Source organism: Corallococcus carmarthensis, assembly GCF_003611695.1.
In the GTDB taxonomy this organism is placed as follows: Bacteria; Myxococcota; Myxococcia; order Myxococcales; family Myxococcaceae; genus Corallococcus; species Corallococcus carmarthensis.
This window is the reverse complement of record NZ_RAWE01000348.1, coordinates 1-6,003: the sequence shown is the minus strand read 5'-3', so window position 1 is coordinate 6,003 and position 6,003 is coordinate 1. Positions and strand designations below refer to the sequence as shown.

General features: G+C 68.6%; 1 protein-coding gene. It reads left to right on the top strand.

The window, feature by feature from the left end:
- Positions 1 to 6,003, top strand: a 6,003-nt coding sequence (locus D7X32_RS42580; protein WP_120608213.1) for a non-ribosomal peptide synthetase, incomplete at both ends; no start/stop codon positions are given.

Here is a 6,003-nt window from a genome sequence, read left to right as displayed (position 1 = left end):
CGCTGGCGGGCATCTGGGCCGAAGTGCTGCGGGTGCCGCGAGTCGGAGTGAAGGACAGCTTCTTCGAGCTGGGTGGGCACTCGCTGATGGCGATGCGCGTGGTCTCCCGGATCCGCGAGGAGCTGGGCGTGGAACTGCCGCTGCGCGCACTGTTCGCGGCTCCGACGCTGGAAGCGTTCGCGCTCCGGATGCAGGAGTCCACCCGTTCGAAGGCGAAGGCCTTGGTGCGGACGGCTGGAGATGCACTGCGCCCGTTGTCGTTCGCGCAGCAGCGGCTGTGGTTCATCGATCAGCTGGACCCGGGGAGCCCGCTCTACAACATCCCGGTCGCGGTGCGGCTGGACGGCACGCTGCGCCAGGACGTCCTGGAGAAGGCCCTGCGAGAAATCTCGCGGCGTCACGAAGCCCTGCGGACGACGTTCGCACAGGAGCAGGACCAGGCCATCCAGGTCGTCCACGTAGAGGTGGAGGTGCCGCTGGAGTTGGTGGACCTCCAGGATTTCACCTCGTCCCAGAGGGAGGTCGAAGTCCGGCGCCGGGTCGAGCAGGAGGTGCTGAAGCCCTTCAATCTCAAGACGGGGCCATTGATCCGTGCGCTGCTGGTGAAGCTGGGCGCGCAGGAGCACGTGCTGGCGCTGACGATGCATCACATCGTGTCGGACGCCTGGTCGTTGGGCGTGTTGGTGCGCGAGGTGAGCGCGCTGTACGCGGCGTTCGCGGAAGGACACCCGTCGCCGCTGCAAGCGTTGCCGGTGCAGTACGCGGACTACGCGCTGTGGCAGCAGCAGACCCTGCGGGGCGAGGTATTGCAGCGCGAAGTGGAGCACTGGAAGCAGAAGCTCGCGGGCGCGCCGCCTGTATTGGAGTTGCCCACGGACCGCCCGCGGCCCGCCGTGCGAGGCGAAGCGGGTGGAGTGGAGCGCTTCCTCTGGCCGCGAGAGCTCGAGCAGTCCCTGCGAGCCCTCGGACAGCGTGAGGGCGCGTCGCTCTACATGGTGTTGCTGGCCGGCTGGCAGGTGTTGATGGCCCGCTACTCAGGGCAGACGGACATCAGCGTGGGTTCGCCCATCGCGGGCCGTGCGCGCGCGGACGTCGAGGGCCTGATCGGCTTCTTCGTGAACACGCTGGTGCTGCGCGCCCAGGTGGATGGCGAACAGTCCTTCCGGGCCCTGCTGACGCAGGTGCGTGAGACGGTGCTGAGCGCGTACGAGCACCAGGACGTCCCGTTCGAGAAGCTGGTGGAAGCGTTGCAGCCGGAGCGCAGCCTCAGCCACACGCCGCTGTTCCAGACGCTGCTGACCCTCCAGAACGTGCCCATGGAGGAGACCCGGCTCGCCGGGCTGGTGCTCAAGCCCATGGACATCGAGGGCCGCACGTCGAAGTTCGACGTGAGCCTCTACTTCACGGAGATGCCGCAGGGGCTGCGCGGCATGGTGGAGTACAGCACTGACCTGTTCGACGCCGGAACCGTGCAGCGCATGGTGGAGCACCTGCGCGTGCTGCTGGAAGGCGTGGTGGCGAAGCCGGAAGCAGCAGTGGGCCGGCTGCCCCTCCTGACGGAGGTGGAGCGTCAGCAGGTGCTGGTGACGTGGAACCAGACGCAGGCGGAGTACGCACGCGACGCGACGATTCCACAGCTCTTCGAGGCGCAGGCGAAGCGGACCCCGGATGCCGTGGCGGTGGTGAGCGGCAAGCAGCGGCTGACGTACCGGGAGGTGGAGGCGAGGGCGAACCAACTGGCGCACCGGCTGCGCAAGCTGGGAGTGGGGCCGGAGTCGCGAGTAGGCCTGTGCGTGGAGCGCACGGCGGACGTGGTGGTGGGGACGCTGGGCATCCTCAAGGCAGGCGGAGCGTACGTGCCGCTGGACCCGAGCTACCCGAAGGAGCGTCTGGGCTGGCTGCTGGAGGACGCGCAAGGCCCGGCACTGGTGGCGCACTCGCACCTGCTGGAGTCGCTGCCCGCCTTCACTGCGCGGGCTGTCTGCCTGGACACGGACACGAAGTTGGCCACGGAGCCGGAAGAGGCGCCGGAGACAGCGCTGCGCCCGGAAAACGTGGCGTACCTCATCTACACGTCGGGAAGTACAGGCCGTCCGAAGGGCGTGGCGGTGACGCACCGGAATGCGGTGGCGTTCCTCTCGTGGGCAACGGAGACGTTCGAAGAAGAGGAGACGAAGGCGGTACTGGCGGCGACGAGCTTGAACTTCGACCTCTCCGTCTTCGAACTCTTCGCGCCGCTGGTGAGGGGCGGCAGCGTGGTGGTGGTGCGCAACGCGTTGCACCTGGCAGAGGAGAAGCCGGATGCGGAAGTCACGCTCATCAACACGGTGCCGTCGGCGATGGCGCAGTTGGTGCGGCTGAATGCGGTGCCGCCGTCAGTGCGAGTCCTCAGCCTCGCAGGCGAGGCGCTGCCGGAGACGCTGGCGAAGGACGTGTACGGCATCCCCACGGTGCGCAAGCTGTACAACCTGTACGGCCCGTCGGAAGACACGACGTATTCGACATGGTCGCTGGTGGGGCGCGAGGAGGTGCCGAACATCGGCCGGCCGCTCACCAACACGCGGGCGTACGTGTTGGACAAGTACCTCCAGCCGGTGCCCGTCGGTGTCGCTGGAGAACTCTTCCTGGCGGGAGAAGGCCAGGCGCGGGGCTACCTGCTGAGGCCGGAGCTGACGGCGGAGAAGTTCCTGCCGGAAGAGTACGGCCCCGCGGGCAGCCGGATGTACCGCACGGGGGACCGGGTGAGGTACCGGGCGGACGGAGTGCTGGAGTACCTGGGCCGTGTGGACTTCCAGGTGAAGGTGCGCGGCTTCCGAATCGAGCTGGGCGAAGTGGAGTCGGCGCTGCGGCAGCAGGAGTCGGTGAAGGAAGTCGTCGTGGTGGCGAAGGGGGAGGGGGCGGAGAAGCGGCTCGTGGCGTACGTGGCGCCGAAGGCAGGCGCGACGCTGGAAGCGGAGGCGTTGAAGGCCAGCCTGCGTCAGCGGCTGCCGGAGTACATGGTGCCGGGAGCGGTGGTGGTGCTGGAGGCACTGCCGCTGAACTCCAACGGCAAGGTGGACCGCAAGGCCCTTCCGGAGCCGGAGGCACCGACGGCGGGGAATACGTACGAAGCGCCGCGCACGGAGACGGAAGCAAAACTGGCGGCCATCTGGGCGGAAGTGTTGCGAGTGCCGCGAGTGGGCGTGAAGGACAATTTCTTCACGTTGGGCGGTCACTCGCTGCTGGCCATGCAGGTGGCGTCGCGAGTGCGTGCGGAACTGGAAACCGAAGTCCCGCTGCGCGTGCTGTTCGAAGCAACGACGGTGGAGGCTCTGGCGGGTCGGCTGGCGCAGGGCGTCCAGCCCAGTGGTCCCCGGCTGGTGCGCACGTCGCGCGACGCGCCGCAGGCCTTGTCCTTCGCGCAGCAGCGCTTGTGGTTCATGGATCAGCTCGAGCCGGGAAGCCCTCTCTACAACATGCCGGTCGCGATGCGGCTGGAGGGCGAGCTGAACGTGGACGTGCTGGAGCGCGCCCTGAGCGAAGTGACGCGCCGCCACGAGGCGTTGCGCACGACGTTCGTGGACGGGCCTTCCGGACCGGTCCAGCGCGTCTGGCCGGAAGTCGGCCTGTCAATGGCGGTGCGAGACCTGTCGCAGACCGCCGGGCCGGAGCGGGAGCCCCTGGCGCGGACGCGGATCGAAAAAGAGATCCTGCGTCCGTTCGATCTCGCGAACGGGCCGCTCCTGCGGGTGCTGTTGCTGAAGCTGGAGGATCACCGCCACGTCCTCGTGGTGACGATGCACCACATCGTGTCGGACGGCTGGTCGCTGGACGTACTCGTGCGCGAGGTCGCGACGCTCTACGGCGCGTTCGCGCAAGGCGCGCGGTCGCCCCTGCCTCCGCTGCGGATGCAGTACGCGGACTACGCGGCGTGGCAGCGGGGCTGGTTGCAGGGGGAGGTGCTGGAGGCGCAGCTGGGATACTGGCGCGAGCAGCTTCGCGGTGCGCCGCCCGTGCTGGAACTGCCGACGGACAAGCCTCGTCCGGCCGTGCGGGCCTACCGGGGTGCGCAGCGCAGTGTCGTGTTCTCCCGCGAGTTGACGGAGGGCTTGAAGAATCTGGGCCGGAGTGAAGGGGCCTCGCTCTTCATGGTGCTGCTGGCGGCGTGGCAGACGCTGTTGTCCCGGTACTCGGGGCAGGATGACGTGAGCGTGGGCACGCCGATGGCGGGCCGGACGCGCTCGGAGCTGGAAGAGCTCATCGGTGTGTTCGTGAACACGCTGGTGCTGCGCGCCCGGTTCACGCGGGCGCTGACGTTCCGCGCGCTGCTGCAACAGGTGCGCGAGACGGTCCTGGGCGCGACGGAGCACCAGGACCTGCCCTTCGAGCGGCTGGTGGAAGCGCTCCAACCCGTGCGGGACATGGGCCGCAGTCCTCTGTTCCAGGTGATGTTCATCCTGCAGAACGCGTCCCGTGGCCCGGTGACGGTGCAGGGCCTGAAGTTGCAGGCGCTGGAGTTGGAGACGCGCACGGCGAAGTTCGACCTGCTGATGCAGCTCTCGGAGACGGCGGACGGCCTGCGCGGCACCCTGGAGTACGACACGGACCTGTTCGCCGCGCCGACGATGGATCGGCTGGTGGAGCATCTGCGCGTCCTGCTCGAGGACGTGGTCGCACGCCCCTCGGTGCCGGTGGACGCGTTGTCCTGGCTGACGGAGGCGGAGCGCAAGCAGCTGCTGGTGGAGTGGAACGAGACGAAGCCCGCGGCGCTGGTGGGCGTCGGGATGCACTCGGCGTTCGAAGCGCAGGTGAGGAAGACGCCGGAGTCCGTGGCGGTCGTCTTCGAGGGCCGCGAGCTGGGGTACGCGGCGCTGGAAGCGAAGGCGAACCAGCTGGCGCGGCACCTGGTGAAGCAGGGAGTGAAGCCGGAGGCCCGGGTGGGCCTGTACGTGGAGCGCTCGGAAGCGATGGTGGTGGCGCTCTTGGCCATCCTGAAGACAGGGGCCAGCTACGTGCCGTTGGCCCCGTCCTTCCCGCCGGAGCGGCTGGCGTACATGCGGGACGACAGCGGGATGGCGGTGCTGGTGACGCAGCAGTCACTGCGAGCCGGGCTGGAGTCGCCGACGACGAAGGTTTTGTCGCTGGACGGGGACGCGGACGTCTACGGGCATGAGGATTCGTCCCCGTTGGGCGTGGAAGTGGCGTCGGAGTCGGTGGCGTACGTCATCTACACGTCGGGAACGACGGGACGCCCGAAGGGCGTGCAGGTGCCGCACGGGGCGGTGGCTCGTTTCCTCTCCGCGATGGCGCAAGCGCCGGGCCTGAAGGCGCAGGACGTGCTGGTGGCGGTGACGACGCTGTCATTTGACATCGCGGTGCTGGAGCTGCTGCTGCCGCTGTCGGTGGGAGCGAAGGTGGTGGTGGCCCCGCGCGAGACGGCGGTGGACGGCAAGAAGCTGAGCGCGCTGTTGGAGGCGAGTGCAGCGACGGTGCTCCAGGCAACGCCGAGCACGTGGAGGCTGCTGCTGGAGGCAGGGTGGAAGGGCCCGAGCGTGAAGGCGCTGACGGGAGGCGAAGCCCTGCCCAGAGAGTTGGCGAAGGCGCTGCGGGAGCGCTGCGCTTCGGTGTGGAACGTGTACGGCCCGACGGAGACGACAGTCTGGTCGACGGCGTACGCGGTGGAGGAAGGTGTGGGCCCGGTGCCGATTGGCCGCCCCATCGCGGGCACGCGCGTCTACGTGCTGGACGCGTCGCTGCAACCCGTCCCAGTAGGTGTCCCCGGCGAGCTGTACATCGCGGGAGAGGGAGTGACGCGGGGGTACCTGGGGCGACCGGAGCTGACGGCGGAGAGGTTCCTGCCGGAAGTGAATGGCACCACGGGCAGCCGGATGTACCGGACGGGAGACCGTGTGCGGTGGCACGCGGACGGGACGCTGGAATACGTCAACCGGGCGGACAACCAGGTGAAGGTGCGTGGCTACCGCATCGAGCTGGGCGAAATCGAAGCGGTGCTACGGCAGCAGG